At 50.6% G+C, this 17,928-nt stretch carries 11 protein-coding genes; 2 read left to right on the top strand and 9 right to left on the bottom strand.

The annotated features are described in order from the left end of the window. Positions 1-7: 7 nt before the first annotated feature. Both R3F64_RS18125 and R3F64_RS18120 read right to left on the bottom strand, forming a co-directional pair. Positions 8-973, bottom strand: a complete 966-nt coding sequence (locus R3F64_RS18125) for a zinc-binding metallopeptidase family protein (RefSeq protein ID WP_085917801.1) — start codon at positions 971-973, stop codon at positions 8-10. A gap of 145 nt (positions 974-1,118) precedes the next feature. Further along, positions 1,119-2,045, bottom strand: a complete 927-nt coding sequence (locus tag R3F64_RS18120; RefSeq protein ID WP_085917800.1) for a YihY/virulence factor BrkB family protein — start codon at positions 2,043-2,045, stop codon at positions 1,119-1,121. A 378-nt stretch (positions 2,046-2,423) separates the two neighbouring features. Between R3F64_RS18120 and R3F64_RS18115 the strand changes: the two genes are divergently transcribed. Continuing rightward, entirely contained in the window at positions 2,424-3,617 is a 1,194-nt protein-coding gene (locus R3F64_RS18115) for a tyrosine-type recombinase/integrase (RefSeq protein ID WP_332612940.1), read from the top strand. 374 nt (positions 3,618-3,991) lie between these two features. Here the strand turns inward: R3F64_RS18115 and R3F64_RS18110 are convergent, their stop codons facing one another. The 6 genes from R3F64_RS18110 to R3F64_RS18085 form a co-directional block, all read right to left on the bottom strand. Further along, complete coding sequence (locus R3F64_RS18110) at positions 3,992-4,366, bottom strand: histone-like nucleoid-structuring protein, MvaT/MvaU family (RefSeq protein WP_332612938.1); 375 nt, start codon at positions 4,364-4,366, stop codon at positions 3,992-3,994. Positions 4,367-5,524: 1,158 nt separating this feature from the next. Further along, positions 5,525-8,902 (bottom strand): DEAD/DEAH box helicase family protein, encoded by a 3,378-nt coding sequence (locus R3F64_RS18105; protein WP_332612936.1) that lies wholly within the window; start codon positions 8,900-8,902, stop codon positions 5,525-5,527. Beyond that, entirely contained in the window at positions 8,902-9,096 is a 195-nt protein-coding gene (locus R3F64_RS18100; protein ID WP_332612934.1) for a hypothetical protein, read from the bottom strand. The genes R3F64_RS18105 and R3F64_RS18100 overlap by 1 nt, the downstream gene beginning before the upstream one ends. Next, positions 9,093-9,686 (bottom strand): zeta toxin family protein, encoded by a 594-nt coding sequence (locus R3F64_RS18095; RefSeq protein ID WP_332612932.1) that lies wholly within the window; start codon positions 9,684-9,686, stop codon positions 9,093-9,095. The genes R3F64_RS18100 and R3F64_RS18095 overlap by 4 nt, the downstream gene beginning before the upstream one ends. Further along, positions 9,673-13,023 (bottom strand): site-specific DNA-methyltransferase, encoded by a 3,351-nt coding sequence (locus R3F64_RS18090; RefSeq protein ID WP_332612930.1) that lies wholly within the window; start codon positions 13,021-13,023, stop codon positions 9,673-9,675. Before R3F64_RS18090 ends, R3F64_RS18095 begins: the two co-directional genes overlap by 14 nt. Positions 13,024-13,192: 169 nt before the next feature. Next, positions 13,193-16,072, bottom strand: a complete 2,880-nt coding sequence (locus R3F64_RS18085) for an SNF2-related protein (RefSeq protein ID WP_332612928.1) — start codon at positions 16,070-16,072, stop codon at positions 13,193-13,195. A gap of 651 nt (positions 16,073-16,723) precedes the next feature. Here R3F64_RS18085 and R3F64_RS18080 point away from each other — a divergent pair. Then, the gene (locus R3F64_RS18080) at positions 16,724-17,527 is read left to right on the top strand and encodes a hypothetical protein (protein ID WP_332612926.1); all 804 of its coding nucleotides are present in this window, start codon (positions 16,724-16,726) and stop codon (positions 17,525-17,527) included. 3 nt (positions 17,528-17,530) lie between these two features. Here R3F64_RS18080 and R3F64_RS18075 read toward each other — a convergent pair whose 3' ends face one another. Further along, positions 17,531-17,764 (bottom strand): helix-turn-helix transcriptional regulator, encoded by a 234-nt coding sequence (locus R3F64_RS18075; RefSeq protein WP_332612925.1) that lies wholly within the window; start codon positions 17,762-17,764, stop codon positions 17,531-17,533. Between the last annotated feature and the right edge of the window lie 164 nt (positions 17,765-17,928).

Raw genomic sequence — 17,928 nt, 5'->3', positions numbered from 1 at the left:
CAGGCGTTTAAAGCCCCTGAGCGCCGCGCCGTAACCAGTTATGTACAAAGGCCAGCTTATGGCGCGCGTGCTCCGAGAGTACAAACGGATAAAGGTCCGATAACCCCATAGAGCGATTGATGTGGTTGACACCCACGGTCACGGAGGCGGCAATGTGGATCAACTGACCGGCGTCAGGCTCCGAATACGGATCCCAACCAGCGCTGGGTATTTGCGGCGACGACAGGCCTGTGGCGACAAAACTGTCGGCAATATCGGTGAGATGAAGCAAATGTGCCGCCGTTTCGGCCCAGTCCTCGTGGGGGTGCGCAGAAGCGTAACTTGTCAGGTAATGCTGTTTCCACTCCGACGGCGGGCCATTTTCATAGTGGTAACGCAACGCGGCTGGATAATCGATCCGCTCGTCGCCGAACATGGCGCGGAAGGCATCCAGAAAATCCTCGCGCAGGCTCAATCTCCACCACAACATGTGGGCAATTTCATGGCGCATATGGCCAATCATGGTCCGGTAAGGCTCTTCCAGCGCTTCTCGGCGCGTGGTGAGCAACACAGGGTCCATCTCCGCAACGCTGATGGTCACCACACCCTGTGCATGCCCCATGGGAACAGGGGTAGGGCCTTCAGCAAGCAGATGAAACACAGGCCGTGCCCCTGGATCTTCCGGCCGGAACCAGTGCCAGCGCCCCAGATTATCCAATACCCAGCGCTTGGCCGCTTCAGTCTGCGCCCAGTTGGGGATGGCATCGGGGATGGAAGGGTCAGGTGCCAGCGCCGTCATGGCGCAGGAGCGGCAAAACGCCCCCTCCTCTGGCGCAATCCAGTTGCAACCGATTCTTTCCCGGTTGGCACAAAAGGGAGGCATCGGTACAAACGCCCGTGCCTGGGGATCATAACCGACAGGGGTGCCGTCTGCGGTGCTGAGATTGTCGAACCAGAGATTCCCCGTTCCGACGGGATTGGCGAAAACACGCATAAGATGACGACTCCGAAATGAACATTACGACCATCTTGCGCGCCCAGGCGGCTCCCCCACAAGTGGCTGGACATAAATAGCGGTTGATCCGCCTCTGTATCACCAAGTTATCCCCTGCCAAGGGGTCATGAGAGAGGGTGTCAGATCATTCCAGCCGGGTGACGGGCTGGTGGTCAGGGTCGATATACCATGGCAGGCTTAGGCGAGTATTACGTTCCAGCTCAGCAATCACCTGGGCACCCAGCAATAAAATGATCGCGCCAATTTCAAGGCTGAGCAGCACAATCACCAGTGTCGCCAGAGAGCCGTAAACGGCGTTGACCAAAGAAAGGTGCGTGAAATAGTAGACCAGCAACAGCCGTACGCCTTCCCATAAAAGCGCTGCAACAAAACCGCCAACCACCGCGCGCCTCAAGGCGATGCGCACAACCGGAAGTATCTTGTAGATGGCACTGAATAACAGGAAAACACCGACAAAGCTGATCAGGTTAAGCACCGGCTCTGAAAATTGAGCCAGCGGCAGCTCCCGCTCGAAGATTGCCAGCACCATCGTATTGAGCGAACTCGCCAGGGTCACGACCAGCGTTAACGCCATCAATCCTGCCCCGAGCACCAGCATGAAGGCATATGGCAGCATCACGGACACCCAGGCACTGCGTTTGATATGTGGCGTCTCTGGCGCATGGAAAATAATCGCCAGCGCATCCTCGAGCATTCGAAAAGCAAACGAGCTGAAGAGCAGCATGATCGGAAAACCGAAAATGCCGATCACATCGCGAGAATCCAGTATCCCTCTTACAGCTTCCAGCAAAACCTCAGCATTGGCAGGCGTTAAATGGCGTGCCTGTAAGGCCAACACATTGAGAAGATGCTGCTCGTCCACGACTTGCGCTAGCAACACAACCAGCAAAGCAAACAGCGGCACGATGGACAGCAGGACGTTGTACCCCACCCCTCCCGCCAACAGGATGCCGCGGTTCTTCAGAAAATTGCACAATACTCGCCAAGCAAAGTGCAACAACCTGGGTAGCAGAAGAACGACAGCACTGAGTAATGTGCGATTTCGAGCCATTGGTTGCCATTCTCCTTGTACGCTAAGGCCATGATACGCCTATGGCGCTACCTGCGTGCAAGGATGGCAGAAAATAGGGGGTGGCGTATTTAATGAAGATAGCTGTCTGAAGATAAACTGAAGTGCAGAGAACAAAAAAGCCCGCTGAAAATAGTTCAGCGGGCTTTTTTTAATAATCTTGGCGGAGGAGGAGTCCGTATACATGCACTCCCAGAAAGTCCAAGGCGGTACATTAATAAACTGTTTTTATTGAAATAATACATTATTAACTGTCCAATCCTCTCCTATCAAATCCAGCTTATCCCAGGGCAAAAGTGTGGGTTATATTGTGGTAGGCTCTTCAGCAATCAGTCGGCTGTACCACAGAGAGGCATTGCCATGGGTAAGCTCACTAGCAAGACAGTTCAGAAGCTTGCGAAAGAACGTAAAAAGGGATCGACGGGTGACGGCCAAGGCCTATACCTGCAAATTACCGCTGGCGGGTCGGTTAGCTGGATTTACCGTTTTAAGCTTCAAGGCAAGCAGCGCTATATGGGTCTAGGGTCGCATCCTGGCGTAAGCCTCTCCGAAGCCCGCGAGCTCGCAGCGGATAACCGCAAAATGGTCAAGCAAGGGATTGACCCACTGGAAGCGCGCTTAAAAGAAGAGAAAGAAGCTCAGAAGGAAGCTGTCACATTCACAAGCTGCGCCGCTCGCTTTATCAAGGCACACCGCCGTAGTTGGCGAAATGCCAAGCATGCCCGTCAGTGGGTCAGTACGCTCAAAACCTATGTGCGTCCAAAAATCGGTGAAAAGCCTATAGAAAATATTTCGACCCAGGATGTGCTTGAAGTCCTAAAACCCATCTGGGCAAATAAAAACGAGACGGCCAAACGTGTACAGGGACGCGTCGAGAATATTTTGGATTATGCGGCTGCACACGGCTATCGCGATCCGGTTAATCCCGCCCGCTGGCGCGGGCACCTGGATAAGCTACTAGCCAAACCGTCGCGTATTCAGAAGGTTAATCACCACCCTGCCATGCCCTATGACGACGTTTCTGACTTCATGAACTCGATTCAACAATACAGCAGTATGTCTTCTAAAGCGCTGCAGTTTTTGATTTTGACCGCATCGCGCACCTCCGAGGTGTTGAATGCCGAGTGGAACGAGATTGACCTGAATAACGCCACATGGACAATCCCTGCTAATCGAATGAAAACCAACCGCGAACATCGAGTGCCGCTTTCCAAGCAAGCTCTATCGCTACTCTCGAACCTACCACAAGTAAAAGGGAGCTCGTTTGTATTTCCCGGTATGAAGTTCGCCCGCCCACTTTCTAATATGGCGCTACTGCAATTCATGCGCGGAATGGGGTACGGGCCAAGTGGCGAAAAAGGTAATTATGTACCCCATGGGTTTCGCTCTAGCTTCCGCGACTGGACTGGAGAGGTTACAAGCTACCCACGCGATGTTGCTGAGATGGCTTTAGCTCATACCATCGAAAACAAGGTGGAAGCAGCCTACCGTCGGGGCGACCTTTTCGAGAAACGACGTGCAATGATGCAGGAGTGGGCTGACTATCTTGGCTGATTTTAAGACTCTATTTTTTTATCTGTAGAGAAGAAGTTATGCCAAGCAGAAATGATCGCGAGTTCAGATTAACCTTTTTCTAACAGCTCCTCTAGCTGAATACCGTGCATAAACTCTGCAATTGGACACCGGTGCGACCAACTGCAAAAGGGACGGATGAAAAATCCGTCCCTTTTACCGAACGTGTCAGTCCAACCTACCTCGATGGGTTAACTTCCAGGCTGATCAAGCCCAGACGCTTCAATATCTAAAAACGTGACCAATAAAATACTATTAGCACCTAGAAGATCCACTATCATTGCTGTGCTCCATGCTGGTTCAAGAGCTGCCTCAATAACTCCAGCAACAGGCAATCACACTCATGACTTTTCTATTTATGGGCGTTCTTCCACAATCCAACTAACCACCTCTTCATTACCGAACTCTGCTTTCCACTGTTGGATAACCTTGTGATTTCCGCCTCGTGTTTCCACAACCTGCCCTGTGTGGGGGTTTTTGTAGACTTTTAGGGGACGCTTTTTTCGGGCGCCGGGACTAGCTCCCTTGGTTGTCGCTTCACGATACGAAGGGTCTAAAATCTCACATACATCACGTGCAAATTTACCATGCTCACTCATCAATGCATGGAGCCTATCTTTGAATTCGAGTTCTTTCTTAAGCTCGCTATTGCTTTCCAGCTCTTGCAGTTCATCTTGTAGCTGCTTTAGAAGCTGCTCTTTCTTGATGTAATCGTTTAAGACTGACGCCATCTCATTAACTCCTCATTTTAAACTCACCATGGATTATCAGCATATAAGCATGGCATATCAACCCTGTCAGCCACAACACAAGTAAAATTATAATAGTGGCAGGCGCTTCGAAGCTAGCTATTACATTGGCTTTCTAGAGCTTTCAAAGTTGATGGCAAGCCTGAAAATAGCAACAAAGCACGAAATCCCTTGAGTAGAATGGCTTTGATCAACACCGTGCCTTCTATCAAAGCTATCGTTCGAAAACTAAATTTAAGTGCTTAGAGGGACAAAAGATTCAACACAGCTACACGCTCTGCAACAAACCGCTGGTCGCAACCATTCAAAAATTGCTGTGATAACGCCCATGATGTAAAAGGCCTTCTGAAGCTTGAGGAGAAAATGGATATCCTCGCTCGGATATCGCTCGACGTCTGACGCAAGGAATGATATTGGCGGCTACCTGATGAACTACTATAACCGTCAGCTTCCCCATACATTCAATGGAGGCATGCCGCCCATGGTTGAAGAAGAAAAAATTTAAAATACGGTCCGGAAATAGTTGACCACTACAGTATTTAATTACAAATAAGGCGGTGCATCTTCTTAATTTCTGTCCAAGCAAGTCTATTTACGTATAAATTACAAATGGCTGTTGACGTGAGGTAGGGTGTCAAAAATATACTGATTGCGAACTGATGAAAACGCACCAGCATAGCCAGGAGAATCTCTCATGTACGATGCCATTACTATCCCGTGCACAGACCAGTGTGACTCTCAATGTGAGCTCGAAAATACGTTTTATCTTGATGTTGTCGGTCTCACCCAAGATCAGTTCGAGTTGATTGAGTTGACTGAAGGGTGGACAACATTGTATTTATCTCACGAGCAAATGAAATTAAACCATATAAGCGCAAATGACCCTTCATATTGCCCCATAGAAAAGGGTGCAAGGATTGACATATCCCTCAACACTGTTTGCATTTTCTGCGCACAATAACCAAACTGAATTGTGTTACTACTGCGCTAAATCAATCTTTACATTAATTATAAAACCCTGCCAACAACTGAAAGTTAGTCGTTGACAGGGTAAGTTTTATGCTGGCATAAAGCGCAGTGTGCACTCTTCAACTGGTTACAGATTTGCCAGGAAATATCCCAACTATAAAGCAGTAAAAGTCATGGTCGAATGAGTACTTCTGCTTTCGGCTCTCCAACCACCACCTTCATAAGGCTATCCAAGTAGTCCGAGTCCGACATGAATAGCACATGCTTGTCGCGCAACTCCTCAGTGGTCATGTCCCAATGGCTGATAATCCACTCCCGCGTAGTACTGGATGGGGCAAGAATGACACTTTCCAGTTCGACCTGATTATTCTTCAACCGACGCTCAACATCCTTAATACGCTCCCCGAACTCGATCTTTTCGTCCTTGGGGCCGGTATGACGCAGCCCATGGGGATCAACGAAGACGATACGCTGGTGATCCTCTTGTACATGCCAGAGGATAAAGTCGGGGTAGAAACCACCTGCTTCGAAAAAGCCGACTCCCTGCTTGACCAGATTACGCAGAAGATAAAGTTGCTCACCACGCTCTGCTATCGCCTGCTGATTACGCTCAAGCCATACTTTTAGATCCTCAACAAAGCGGAATTCGCTATCGTTAAGGGCGACAGGCTCGACTCGGATACGGCTGTCCTTGCCCAAGTGCAAAAGCGGGTTATAAAGGTGTGCTCCAATTTGCACTGCGCTAACACCATTGGACTTGGACGAGCGATAGGAGGCTTGGCGATTCTCCTCGATAGCCTCTTTCATTTGTTTGATGTCATCAATCAGCGCCGATTCGCTACCATCAATGACCAACTGATACTCGTTTGTATCTGGTAGATTACCTCGAGCATCCTCAAGCGCCACCAGCTCCATGCGCGGCTCCAGATAGGCCCGGCGGTGATAGTTGAATACACGGTCCATCAGCAGGGATAAGAGCTCCAGTGCCACGCTCTGGTAGCGCTTAAAGTTGTCGGCATGCAGCTTCCACTGGTCATCGGGTACCAACAACGTGTACCACACCTGGCTTTTCAGCAACGCCGGGAATCGGCTAGCATCAATCAACAAGTTCGCGTAGCCACGGGTTCGACGATACCGCTCTAAGTCGCGCTCCAGTGCGGCCATATCAACGAAAAGCAGGCGCTCGTCGTCGAAGTAGCGCTCATGTTGCTTGGCCTGCCCAGGCTTGGCCATTACGTCCTTCACTCCCGAAGCTTGAAGGCTTTCGACCCGCGGATAGCGATCGAGCTCGATCTTGCGCTCTTTGAGGACAATATCCGGTGTCAGTCCCAGCTCGCTGGAGAACTCACTGCTTGAAGCGGTTGTTGGCAGGCCGAAACGCACCAGAGGTCCATTACGGTGGAAGCTGTAAGCCTGCTTGGTGTCCTGGCGAACCTTAGGACGCAACATCATTAACGACTTGCCCACGTCTTCCATCACGTTCAGCTTCAGCGTATGGATTTCTGGCTGATCGTTGCCCGGTAGGCCCTCGTCTTCCAGGAAGTCGCGGAACGTCGCCATGAAGTCAGCACCGACGCCGAAAACGTTGAGGGTTTCCAGTAAGTAGAGGTGCTTAGGAGCCAGCACCGGATCGAGTCGGCTGGAGCGCATCAGACTCATATCACGGCCTTTCAAACGCACGCCGCGGCCGAATAACTGGATGATTTGAGAGCCCTCCTTCTTGCCGGTGTTCATCAGCCCCATGCTAGAGACTCGCCAGCAGTTCCAGCCTTCGATGAATTTTTTTGACCCAATAAGTAGGTTGACCGGCGAGCTCTCGCGGTTGACCTCAGAGAAGATTGGGTTTGCCAGCTCCGACTTACGGACTTGCAGGTGTTGGATCTTGCGGCTATCGAGGTGCTCAGCCAACCCTAACGCATCACCCACATTGATCAGACCAAAAGGCTTCTCTGCTTCTCCTACCTTCAGCAGTAGTTCGCCAGAGTCCCCGGTAATGCGGTCGACGTTCAACGTGCCGCCTCCCGGAGCATGGAAAGTGTGAGCGAGAATGTCCCGGTAAAGCTCATAAACGGATGGCCCCTGCGCCTTGAGCCAAGGAAAGCTACCCGAGAAGATCTCATTACCTTGCTTATCAATCAGGCCAGCACTAGCAGCGTCACCTTCATAAACGGCACTGAGTGCCCGGCGAGCCTCTTCTTTCTCCCCTAGGAACCAGGCCAGAAAGCCCAGTACCTGTGCGATATCGGAAGCACGCTCACTATAGTTCTTTGCGGTCTCTTTGCTGCCGTCGTCTCTGACCACGCTGGCCCCGACGAACACCCAAAGCGGAGCGGCTAGATTCCACTGAGGCAGCTGGCCGTGCTCTTCTTGGTAGTAGCGCTGCTGCTGGTAGAAGGCAAGTAACGCCGCCGTGAGGTAGGTGTAGCGCTGCTGGGTTTCCTTCTCCGGTAGGTTAAAGATCCGGTAATCTTTGCCGTAGCCATCTTCGTAGAAGTAGCGGTAGCCATAGTCGAAGAGGACACTCTTGGCATACGTCTCCTCCACCGCACTATCTTTGGCGGCAACTACTGCCTCCTTGAAGGTGGCCGAGTATTCGAAAGTGAAGCCGCACCCAGCCAGCTTGTTACGATGCGACAGCCAACCCTTCTCTTCGCTTGCAGAACCCAGACCACGGTGGCCTTCATCTACTAACAGAAGATTGCCATCGCCGAAGCTGTCGACCGCCATGGTCTTTTTGCCCTGCTCAATGCCAAGCTTGGTGATCTCAGTTACAGCAACGCGGCTGAGGGATTTACGCTCCCCACTGAACAGGTCACCCCCGTCCTGGCTCAGCCGTTCTGCTTCCAAACTGGAGTCGCGACACTCCAATAGGTGCTGGTCGCTGAGACGCTCGTTCGGAGTGATTAGGATGATCTGACCGTAATCAGCAATCCGGTGATACTCACGAGCGTAATGGCGGAACTGACGCACGTTGGTATGCATAAGCAACGTCTTGCCCGAGCCAGTGGCGTTTTGTAAACACAGCTTGTTAAGTTCGTCGTCTTCATAGGGGCCGATACCAGTCTGGTAGCCCTGCCCCTGCCAGTAGCTATTGAACAGCATGACTTGCCGGTTGAGGCCGGCTTTGAGCGCCTCACGGTCTCTGAAGTACTCATGGAGGTAGATCTCAACAAACAGCAGAGTCAGCCATTGGAAGTACTTCCACTCTACCTCAACCTCACGTTGCTGGTTGAGTGCATCGGTATGCTCGACGATATTGGCATCGAATCGTTTCAGATCTTCCTCGCTGTACTTCCAGCTGGACTGATAGCTGCCTAGCAAAGCGTGCAGATAGTGATGGTGGCGATCCCCAGTTAGCCCCGGCCCACTCTCCTTTAGCGTCTTGCTTAGAAGTGTGATTGGGCGCACTCGGCTACCTCCATCCCGGTATTGATCCAACGGATCAATACCGAAACGGGTTAACACCCACTGATTGAGTACCAGTTTTTTGAGAAAATCGCTCTTGGCGCTTAGCTGCTTGACTTTGGTTTGGCGTGGCCTCCGTGCCATCAATACGCCTCCCGATCTTGGTGTTCGGAACTTATTTCCTGATCTTTGGGGGCATCCTCACCAACCAATACTGGCTTTCCGTCTTGCCAAATAACCGCGTACTGACCAAGGCGGCGCTTTCGCTCAAGCGTTTCTGACACGGCAGAACGCAGGCTATCAAGCATTTTTTGAGTGTCCGGAGCTAGCTGTGTCATGACTGCGCCTCCTTGAGGAGTACCTGGAAGTATGGATCGTTGAGAATTTGGCGCTGACCACCTTCTTGTTCAAACACTGGTTCAGGCGTACCACCCGCATTCATAAAACAGCGAGCACGGGAAACACTTGGTGCATAGAGTTCAAACAAGTTATTCAGGCTGCGCGGGAAACGGCGTTGGATGTCCTTCAGAGGAATGTTGTGTCCGCCATGAGAGACGCGCTCTGCCACACGAAGGCGCGACATCTCCACCGAGGGCAATGCCAAGTAGACCAGCTCAACTCGCCAGCCAGTGGCCAGCAGCCGTTTCACAAGGCTCAGATAACCACGCCCCGAAAGCGTCGTCTCAAAGGCAAAACTTTCGCCCTCTTTGATAGCATCTTCTATCTCACGTAGAAATATCCGGCTGGCAGCCAGCAGTTCCCGCTCCGGGGCCAGGGGCGACAGGCCGGCGGCAATTAGGTCAGCATTGATAAAGCGCGCGCACTTAGCCACTTGGGGCAGGTAGTGGAGCGCAAACGTCGTCTTACCAGCGCCGTTTGGGCCTGCAACGATCCAGCAAGTGGGAGCGCTAACTTCAGAGGTCATCATCACATCCCTCCCACATGCGGGCATGGAAGGTCTCTTCCAAGCTATGCACGCGGCTACGCGCACTGCCAGCCAGATTTAAGCCATGCGGGCCATTGATGTAGATTGCATCGAACTCGCTGTCGGTGGTGCCGATTTTATATTTCGCCAGTAACGCCTCCAGCACCGCGGCGTCCTTTTCCGGATCGTCGGTCAACTTGCGCCACACCACCAACACCTTGGCCAGGTCCTCGTCGCTGCCTGGTATACGACGCACGCGCCCTTCCACCTGGCGTATCCAGTAGGCGCCGTCTTCATTCTCACGCAGACTAACCGCTTTGAGCCGGGTGTTATGGTCTTCCGGTAACTCGGGATCTGCTTCACGCTCGAAGCGAGCGACGTATGTGCGGGGCTTATCCAGATGGGTGACATGTAGGCCGATCAACCAGTTGAAAGTTTCGACCAGATCGACGGATGTTTCACGGGTTTCATCGCTGCCGGGCTGCTTGACCTTCAGCGTGTAGCTTTCAGGGTCGCGAAACCACTCGGTATTGAGAAGGCTGGCCGAGCCTCGGGTTTCTATTTCTAGCAGGTACTTGAGAGTATAGTCACTACGAAGTTCAGAGTTCTCTTCCATTAACGCATCGCGCTGAGGGTTATTGTTCAGTTCGAGATTGTTGAGAGTATCATCGTAGCTCTCAAGACGAAGATATTTAAAACAATGTGAAATACCACCAAAGCTTTCCCCATCTTCACTGTGGGGATAACCTTCCTTCCAAGATGCCGAAAATACCGCCTTTTGAATTCTTGGTTTAATAATTTTATAAAAATGCTCACCAACTTCACTTAGAACATATCTAGATTCACCACCCCACTCCCTTTCCAAATTAATCAAAGCATGCGCCGTGGTTCCTGAGCCCGCAAAAAAATCAAAAACAACACCTGACCTACTTTCTCCGAGTATTACTTTTAAGCAGTCCTCTACAAGCGTGGTTGCTTTAGGAAAATCAAAACCACTCTCGCCAAAAAGTTCTTTTATCTCCGCGGTGCCGTAATTTGCAGAGGCATATTCTTTTCGGTCCCACCAAGTGCTTGCCATCGCTTTTGAATCAATGCGAGTTTTGAAATCAATACTAACTTCTCCTGAAGAACTTCTTCTAACTCTGTAATCTTCAGGCTCATCGATTACACGCTGCCAGCCGCGATGCCAACGCTTTTCTATCTTTTTATCATTGAAATAACGAACCGGATATACCGAAACTTCATTTGAAGCTGGTTTGTCTTTTATGAAATACTTTTTCTCTCCTTCTATCCACTCCATTTTAGGAACACGAAGTCCATCAGCATCAGAAACATAAATTGGATAAAAAAGCTTCGGACGATCCTCTCTGCGGTCATTGGTACCCGTTCTGATCAAGTTCATCCACGCATACCTGCCTTTATCATCAGACAAGGGGTATCGATCCATACGCTTATCGGTTAAGTCCAGACTTCCCGGCTGACACGAGGCAGTTTTTCCATAAAAAACAGCATACTCGTGCGATGGAGAAAGAGTTCCTTTTGATTTACGGCTCTGAGGATTAGACCTAACAGGTGCAACACCTATCTCTTTATCAAATAAACCTGTTAGCAGAATATTTAGAAAAGAAAACTCCTCATCATCAATTGCAACACTAACCATGCCATCATCGCGCATCAATTCGCTGCACTTTCTAAGCCTATCATGCATGAGGCTTATCCAGGATGAATCCTTATAATCATTCTTATAAAGTATTGCGGAAGCATCAGTATTATAAGGAGGGTCTATATATACAGCCCCGACAGACTTTAAGTATTTAGCTTCAGAAAGGCTGAGAGACTGATAGTTATCCGAATTAATTATCACGCCGCCCGTACTTTCATCTATTGAGTGGATGCAAGCTAGCACATCAGCCTTCAGCTCGCTACTAATGCATGCAGTGTCAACCATGAGGTAACGGAACTCATCTTTCTTAACAACATCAACAACACTCTCCTTTTCAAGGAAAGAACTTAGCCGACACGGATCTAGAGAACAAACCTCTTGCCACTGCTTTATTTGGGCATCACTTCTAAAAATAGACTTAAGTAATTCCCCATGTTTTTCTAACCGATCTAGAGTAATGCAATAATCGGAATTAGTTACAAACTTTTTCTTCAGCCAGAGCTTTTTCTGAAAGTTTTCAAGCTGAGCCAAAAAAGTGATTATCTGCTTGGCAATTTTTCGCAGTACTTGAATTTTCTTGAGCTGCTGCTCAACGATCAAAACATCGGCATTGTCGATATCGTCCAGACGCAGGATCTCATTCTTGATATAGAAATCCAGCTCGCGTGAGAGGAATCCGCCCAGGTCCTTGTGGATAAAATAGTCCATGGTATTGCGGGCAGTGTACTGCTGCAGGTACTTGCCCAGTAGTGTCCGGCTTTTCTGCTTTTCGGTCGGTGCTGGGGTAGCAAGCCCATCCCGATAGGCGGCGACGCCATCGGTAGTGCGCAGCGACGACATGATGACCTCTTCGGCCTCCTCCAAGCGTTTCTTCTGCCAGGTGCCGCTCTGCCCCGTCTTGTCCGGATCGGGCCGATACTCGAACTGCAGCACCAGGTCAGCACCTAGCAGTCGCATCGGCTCGTCATGATGGATGATAAAGAAGCGCTCGGAGCTCTCTTTCACATCGTTATGCTCGCCTTCGGTAGCTTCCACCACGCGACAGTGCACCTTGAGCGCAGAGTCCACCGAATCGAAGCTCAGGCCACCCTGTGGGGCAGCCCCCTGCAGCTTCTTCAGAGCTTCGTTGAGGTTGAACGTGAAGTTGGCCAGCGTCTCGGAGGATTTTACGTAGTACTGGTCTTTGTTGGCCCAATGGAGATAGACCTCACGCCCGTCGAAGGGCACCGCATAAGGAGCGGCACGGCTGTCATTCTCAGCAACGTGATGGCGGCGGCTCATGAAGTCGCCTTTGTCGTAGTAGCGCGAGAAGAAGCGGTAGAGATGGTCGTAAATGTCCGCTGAAGCGTTCTGCTCCCGCTTGGCGACATCATAGGCCGCCCGCGCCTGCTTCACTGCAGATGTACCATCTGGGTCAGGAGCGCCAAATTCTTCGGCCTGTCGGCGCTTCTCTTCGATATCATGACGTAACGTCGCGAGCTGCTGTTCCCCTTGTTCGGCAAATGCAGCTTCAATGGCTTCAGAAAGGTCCTCACGGATAAAGCGAGAGAGCTGATCACTTTTAGCATGCATGATGCGGTATAACCCAAAATCGAGCTCCGGCTTGTCGAGCTGGAAAAGCTCGTGAAGAAGCTTGATGAAGCGTTCCTTTCGATCTTCTGCGATGTTAGCAGCCATTAACACGTTCCCGTTGCTTCTCTCGATATGACGATAAATTTCTGAAATATCGGATTTCTACAATAAAACCGGGCTGAACGATGTGTTCAGCCCAGTGTGATTCAATTCGCAGAGATGATACCGCTCAACGCGACAGCCGTCATGGGAAGTCGGCCAGTGAAGCTCAGACTTATACTAGTTCCCAGCGTACACGGAACAAACGGTGCGTCTGGCTCTTACGATGCATCTGGTGTTCCAGGGCATCAATGAGCGCATCACGCTTCTCCTCGATCTCATCCTGCACGTCGAATATTGCTTGACGGTCTCGACGCTGCTGACGCTCGAGGGTCTTAAGTGCTTCCTGAGCAGTTTTCTGTTCTTCCAGGCTTTCAGCGGTGCGTGAACGACGCTTAGCATCCTTGATCTTGACACGAGTGTCCTCTAGCTTTGCCTCACTGGAGGAGATCTGGTCATCGGCCCAGGCCTCTAATTTGTCTCGCTCGCGCTGAAAGTAACAGTGGTTCTCTTCCAACACTCGGCTGAGCTTTGCATTCAACTGGCGCTTGGCAAGCGCAGAGAGCTCCTGTGGGGGCTCATCGGCAATGGGCGGCACTACCTCTGCCGCTACATTGAATAACCTCTCACAGCCCTCCTGGTCTAGCCGTGCACCATCGTCAGCCAGTCCGGTGAAGACCAAATGCTCCTCATGCTGGAAGCTATCTAGTTCAAGTAGATTCAGCTCCAGCCAGCCGCTGCGAGCATTGAGCTGATCAAGTACTGAGATCCTCAGCGGATGATCCGATAGCTGGAAACGTAGAGTCACAGTTGGCGTCTCACGGCGACGACCGCTATCGAGCACATGCTCACCAAGAGGGTGTGTTAGACGATAGACATGGGCATGCTCGGGCGGCTTTATCCCCTTCCCTTTACGAATCAGCCAATAGTCACCGGCGGGAACGTTCGTGACGGGTGATTTTTCCAGGTGAAAAGTCAGTTTGTTGTCATTGAAATCGGCCTGCTCTGCCAAGCAGTGGCGGGTCAATTGCCAGAATAGCTTACCGGTGCGATCAAGCTGCGCCTCGGCCTTGTCACGCTGAATGCGTAGCAGATCGTGAATCTGTTCGTCGAAGTGCTCCAGCAATTTATTCTCTGTATCTCGCATGCGGGCATCGATATCGACTTCCAACTGCTTGCGGAGCTCTATGAAGGCCGTCTCGATGGCGTCTGGCGTGCGGCAGGTAGCATAAATATCGGCGATGCGCTTCTCGACATCCACGCCCGACTCCAGCCGTCCCAGAATTTCGTCAGAAGCACCGAACAGACCATCGAAGAGCTGGAACTTCTCACTCAGTAGCTCGAGCACACGTTTGTCGGCCTCATTGCGCTGATTGAGGAAGTTTACCACCACCACGTCAAACTTCTGGCCGTAACGGTGACAGCGACCAATGCGCTGCTCCACACGCTGGGGGTTCCAGGGTAGATCGTAATTCACCACCAGATTGCAGAACTGTAGGTTAACGCCTTCAGCGGCCGCTTCGGTAGCCACCAAGATCTGTGCTTTGTCCCGGAAATGGTCGATGATGGCAGTTCGCCGATCGATGGCAGGGCTGCCTGTTACTCGGTCGCCGCCAGCGTGCTCTACCAACCAACGCTGATATATTCCAGTCACCCCTGGGCTGTTGTTGGTACCGCTAAAGGTCACGACTTGGTCAGCAAAGCCATGACGCTCCAGAAAGCGGCTGAGATACTCCAAGGTGCGTCGCGACTCAGTGAAAACCACAGCCTTGCGAGGAGCCCCCATCTCATCCATGCGAGCGAAGCCCGTTTCCAGAGCGGTAACCAGCGCATGGGACTTGGCATCCTCGTGAATACCCCGAGCTAGGTTTAGATACTGCTCAATTTCAGCGATCTCACCTTGCAAGCGAGTGGGATTGACCTCCTGTTCTATATATTTGGCATCCGCCTCTTCCACCTCATCAACTTCCGTGGCTTCCAGCAGCTCTTCATCGAGTGACTCATCGGCCATCAACCGTTCCAGCCAATCCTGCTCGACTTTGTGCCGGTCATGCAGAGACTCAAGCCGCTCCTTGAGGGTCTCCAGCGTCTGTATGATGGCTGTCGTAGAGGAGGCCAACAGCTTGCGTATGACCAATGATACTAAATGGCGTTGGCGAGACGGTACGCCATAGCTGTCCTCGCGTTCCAGGTAGCCTGAGACAAGGTGATAAAGCCGCTGCTCATCCTGTGATGGAGTGAAAGGTATCGTCAGTGCCTTACGCTCAGTGTACTGCACGTACTCCAGTACCTGACGACGGAGGGTGCGTTTGGCGAACTCCTCTAACCTGCGTCTCAACCCCTCAATGTCGTTACCACCGCGCATGAACTGGCGGCGGAAGCTGACGGCGTCTCCAAACAGCTGGTCATCGATGACCGTGGAGAGGCCGTAGAGCTCTAGCAAGGAATTTTGTAATGGCGTCGCTGTTAGAAGTAGCTTCCGACTACCAGCGAAAGCGCGCTTTATTGCCTGCCCCGTCCTGTGGCTCTCGCGGTGGGCATTGCGCAGTTTGTGGGCTTCGTCGATCACCACCAGGTCCCAGGGAATAGTACGTAGCTGAGGCTCGAGCTTGGCCGCAAAGTGATAAGACATCACACTGATGACATCTTGATTCAGTGGATCGTAGATCCCCTGGTCTCGTTGCTGCTTGTAGGTGCGGGCATCCAATACCTGAGTAGGCAGATGGAATTTCTCAGATAGCTCGGTCGCCCACTGCTTGCGAAGAGCGGCTGGGGCAATCACCAGCAGGCGGCGCCGACGCTCAGCCCAGTACTGGCAGACGACCAGTGCCGCTTCGATAGTTTTGCCTAGTCCTACCTCGTCGGCTAACAGGACCCCTTTGGTCAGTGGGTTTTGCAGAGCGAACAACGCTGCATCGATCTGATGAGGGTTGAGATCCACCGAAGCATCGAACAGGGATGCCGCCAAGCGATCAACATCACCACCACGCCGTTGCCGGGTTAATTCGTAGGCATAGTACTTGGCGTGGTAGTCCGTGATGCGCTCTGTGGTCATGCCTGCAACCTGCTCAGTTTATTCATTTATAGGTATACTCTGTGACTTCCAAGCGCTGAGATCAAGACGCCTTTGAGCATGGGTTCAACCAGTTTGAATGGCTGGGTGTAGCGGAATATGTCGTTTTTAATGTCACCCCATTTTCAGTAGCAGATTTTTGCAGGCTATAGCGTTGTCCTGGTACTTAAATGGCAAGGGCCAGCAGAGAACCGGGGTTCATGGGGCGATAGCCCCTGAGCGAACGTCCCCTATCACTAGCCTTGGAATTAACTTAGCGTTGCATCCGTTCTTGGGCCTGGTGCGTATTACCTCATTCTGGTGAGTATAGGTACGGACCAGAATCTATCGATCACAGGGGGCAGAGTTGATCCCGTTGTGATGGCTGAAGAGTGGGTGAAGGGCTCCCGTCCCAAGGGGTTAAGGGCACACGGCATTTCGCCACAGTGCTTGTGCGCCATCTAATTCGAGTGCGTGGCGCGGCCTGACCTTCAGCTTCAGTATTCTACAATTGTGTTTTGCGAAAAGATCGGCTTGAATTAGGCCAAGTCTGGCCACCTATCGATCCGGAAAAGCATGAGCTTGTTCCTAAAACCAAGCTCATAAAGGAGGCCTCTTATCATTCGCTAAATATAGACACGTTTGGATCCAGCTATGTCATCAGATTATAATCCTTTACCTTATTACCATTCATGGCCAGGTCATTCTACTCAAAGGGCTGAAATTGATGAAGAAAATCCCGGTCCGGTCATGAGTGGACAGGACTTTTTCCACCGTTTTTCAGAAATAAGTTTGACAGATCATATTCTTAGATCTCATGGCTTTTTGCTGGAAACTTATACTGACATACTTGTAATACGATATGGAATTGATGAAGAAAAAGAAAAAAATAATGAAGCTTTCTTCCGAGAGACCTACAATAACTACTTAGAAAATGTAAAAAAAGGAACATCGGCAACCAGATGTTGTTTTCGTCTTGAAAAGATATTCGAGCATGCTTTCTCCAATGAGTTAAATGTATACTATTGTAGATCACTTGTATCAATTATTTGTGCCGACCTTCTAGAAAAAGAGGGTGAGTATACTAAGGCATGGTCCCTATTGCTTTGTCATCAATATGAAAGCCATATTTTAACCGAACTCCTGACCTATGAGGTTGAGGTTGTATTAAAAAGAGAAAAAAGTCGTAAGTATGGAAGTCAATCGTACTCCCGATATGATAATCTTAAAAGTTATTTCATCGAATTTTTATATAGCAAAGCTCCTAAAGAGGGGTGGCAATCTCAAACATCAGCTGCAGGATACTTAGCACAGCATGTCCTTGATAGCCACAACAAAAGTGATAAAACAGCTATTTATAGAACAGATCTCGAAGAAGTCAACACTAAACTTAAGAGTTGGCTTAGGAACGACCCTAAATGTAGAAACGCTTACCAAGCCAACTCGATAAAACGTTAAGCATTAGTGCTCTTTCGCCACAATCCATGCATCAACTTTATCCTCCAGCCAGCCTATAGCAGAAAGCCCAATCTTTATTGGCTTTGGGAAAGTAGGATCATATCTTGGCGATTTTGGATCCAATTTCTCATAGATACAAGAACGGCTAATACCCAGCTTATTCTTCATGTGATTCATTCTCAGCACCGACACAGAGCGTTTATTTTCGGTTTCATAAACTTGATTCTTATCTTTCATCTTTAGCCTCCTCTTCGTTGATAGATATATCTTAGAGTGCACAACATTCCTTCTCAACTCGGAAGCGAAGCTCTAGAAAAAATAATGGGTTCTTCGTCACTTCATGTGGATTTGGCCTGATCGAACAGGCGGCCCACCGGGCTGCCAATCAGGTAGATCATGGC

It is taken from the genome of Halomonas sp. 5021 (assembly GCF_036663435.1).
Lineage (GTDB): Bacteria > Pseudomonadota > Gammaproteobacteria > Pseudomonadales > Halomonadaceae > Vreelandella > Vreelandella janggokensis.
Note: the sequence above shows the minus strand (reverse complement) of the source record. Positions and strands in the feature narration are given on the sequence as shown.

Bases quoted from the DNA above. Each gene is read 5' to 3' on its own strand.
- R3F64_RS18105 (WP_332612936.1), bottom strand. From the start codon at position 8,902: ATGGCACGGAGGCCACGCCAAACCAAAGTCAAGCAGCTAAGCGCCAAG.
- R3F64_RS18075 (WP_332612925.1), bottom strand. From the start codon at position 17,764: ATGAAAGATAAGAATCAAGTTTATGAAACCGAAAATAAACGCTCTGTG.
- R3F64_RS18095 (WP_332612932.1), bottom strand. From the start codon at position 9,686: ATGATGACCTCTGAAGTTAGCGCTCCCACTTGCTGGATCGTTGCAGGC.
- R3F64_RS18115 (WP_332612940.1), top strand. From the start codon at position 2,424: ATGGGTAAGCTCACTAGCAAGACAGTTCAGAAGCTTGCGAAAGAACGT.
- R3F64_RS18120 (WP_085917800.1), bottom strand. From the start codon at position 2,045: ATGGCTCGAAATCGCACATTACTCAGTGCTGTCGTTCTTCTGCTACCC.
- R3F64_RS18090 (WP_332612930.1), bottom strand. From the start codon at position 13,023: ATGGCTGCTAACATCGCAGAAGATCGAAAGGAACGCTTCATCAAGCTT.
- R3F64_RS18110 (WP_332612938.1), bottom strand. From the start codon at position 4,366: ATGGCGTCAGTCTTAAACGATTACATCAAGAAAGAGCAGCTTCTAAAG.
- R3F64_RS18085 (WP_332612928.1), bottom strand. From the start codon at position 16,072: ATGACCACAGAGCGCATCACGGACTACCACGCCAAGTACTATGCCTAC.
- R3F64_RS18125 (WP_085917801.1), bottom strand. From the start codon at position 973: ATGCGTGTTTTCGCCAATCCCGTCGGAACGGGGAATCTCTGGTTCGAC.
- R3F64_RS18100 (WP_332612934.1), bottom strand. From the start codon at position 9,096: ATGACACAGCTAGCTCCGGACACTCAAAAAATGCTTGATAGCCTGCGT.
- R3F64_RS18080 (WP_332612926.1), top strand. From the start codon at position 16,724: ATGTCATCAGATTATAATCCTTTACCTTATTACCATTCATGGCCAGGT.